Source organism: Odoribacter sp. N54.MGS-14, assembly GCF_000980295.1.
GTDB classification, from domain to species: Bacteria; Bacteroidota; Bacteroidia; order Bacteroidales; family Marinifilaceae; genus Odoribacter; species Odoribacter splanchnicus.
Genome location: NZ_LARL01000137.1, coordinates 1 through 1,999, shown reverse-complemented (window position 1 = coordinate 1,999; position 1,999 = coordinate 1). Strand labels below are relative to the sequence as shown.

At 48.9% G+C, this 1,999-nt stretch carries 1 rRNA gene; it reads left to right on the top strand.

Annotated elements, in window-relative coordinates:
• Positions 1 to 1,999, top strand: a 23S ribosomal RNA gene (locus WS42_RS14545); the annotation flags it as partial.

Genomic DNA, 1,999 nt, shown 5'->3' with positions numbered 1-1,999 from the left:
AAGTAAATAATAAAGGGCGTATGGTGGATGCCTAGGCTCTCAGAGGCGATGAAGGACGTGATAAGCTGCGAAAAGCTCCGTTTAGGTGCAAATAACCTTTGATGCGGAGATCTCCGAATGGGATAACCCAATATGTTGAAGACATATTATACCGTAAGGTAGGCAAACGCAGGGAACTGAAACATCTAAGTACCTGCAGGAGAAGAAAACAAACGTGATTCCCCCAGTAGCGGCGAGCGACCGGGGATAAGCCCAAACCGTTATTGTTTCGGCAGTAGCGGGGTAGTAGGACTGCGACATTGATGAAATAAATGAAATGGAACACCTTGGAAAATGTGATCACAGAGGGTGATAATCCCGTACATGTAAGTTTATGAATCATAGCAGAATCCTGAGTAAGTCGGGACACGTGTAATCCTGACCGAATCCGCCGGGACCATCCGGCAAGGCTAAATACTCCCGAGAGACCGATAGTGAACCAGTACCGTGAGGGAAAGGTGAAAAGCACTTCGAACAGAAGAGTGAAATAGTCCCTGAACCCATACGCCTACAAGCAGTCGGAGCCGCTTCGTGCGGTGACGGCGTGCCTTTTGCATAATGAGCCTACGAGTTACTCATCACCAGCGAGGTTAAGTACTTCAGGTACGTAAGCCGAAGCGAAAGCGAGTCTGAATAGGGCGTCAAGTTGGTGGTGGTAGACGCGAAACCTTAGTGATCTACCCATGGGCAGGGTGAAGGTTTGGTAACACAAACTGGAGGCCCGAACCGGTAAACGTTGAAAAGTTTTCGGATGACCTGTGGGTAGGGGTGAAAGGCCAATCAAACTGGGAAATAGCTCGTACTCTCCGAAATGCATTTAGGTGCAGCCTCTGTTGTTTTGTTCTAGAGGTAGAGCTACTGATTGGATGCGAGGGCTTCACCGCCTATCAAATCCGGCCAAACTCCGAATGCTAGAACATGAAGACAGGGAGTGAGCCAGCGGGTGCTAAGGTCCGTTGACGAAAGAGGGAGAACTCAGACCATCAGCTAAGGTCCCCAATTATATGCTAAGTTGGAATAAAAACGGGGTGGGACTGCTTAGACAGCTAGGATGTTGGCTTGGAAGCAGCCATTCATTTAAAGAGTGCGTAACAGCTCACTAGTCGAGCGGTCCTGCATGGATAATACGCGGGCATAAGCATATAACCGAAGCTATGGGATTGTAGATGATACAATCGGTAGGAGAGCATTCCATTCAGCATAGAAGCAGTACCGTGAGGTATTGTGGAGCGGATGGAAAAGCAAATGTAGGCATAAGTAACGATAATGCGGGTGAGAACCCCGCACGCCGAAAGATCAAGGATTCCCCGGCAATGTCAATCATCCGGGGGTAAGTCGGATCCTAAGGGTAAGCCGAGTGGCGATCCCGATGGTAAACAGGTTAATATTCCTGTACTGATCATAACTGCGATGCAGCGACGCAGAGGTGACACTGCTGCGTACTGACGGAATAGTACGTTGAAACCCGTATTCTTTGATACCGGTAGTGAAGCACGCCGGTAGAGATGAAAGGTGATAGTACCGCAATGCTTCGGTTGCGCGGATAATGCAGGTAAGCTGACTGCCAAGAAAACCTGCTAAGCTTCAGGTAATGATCATCCGTACTGTAAACGGACACACGTGATCAGGTAGAAAATACTAAGGCGCTCGAGAGATTCATGGTTAAGGAACTAGGCAAAATGGTCCTGTAACTTCGGGATAAAGGACGCTCTTGTGAAAGAGCCGCAGATAATAGGCCCAGGCGACTGTTTACCAAAAACACATGGCTATGCTAATTCGCAAGAAGATGTATATGGCCTGACACCTGCCCGGTGCCGGAAGGTTAAGAGGAGAGCTCAGAGGTAACTCGAAGGTTTGAATTGAAGCCCCGGTAAACGGCGGCCGTAACTATAACGGTCCTAAGGTAGCGAAATTCCTTGTCGGGTAAGTTCCGACCTGCACGAATGGTGTAACGATCTGG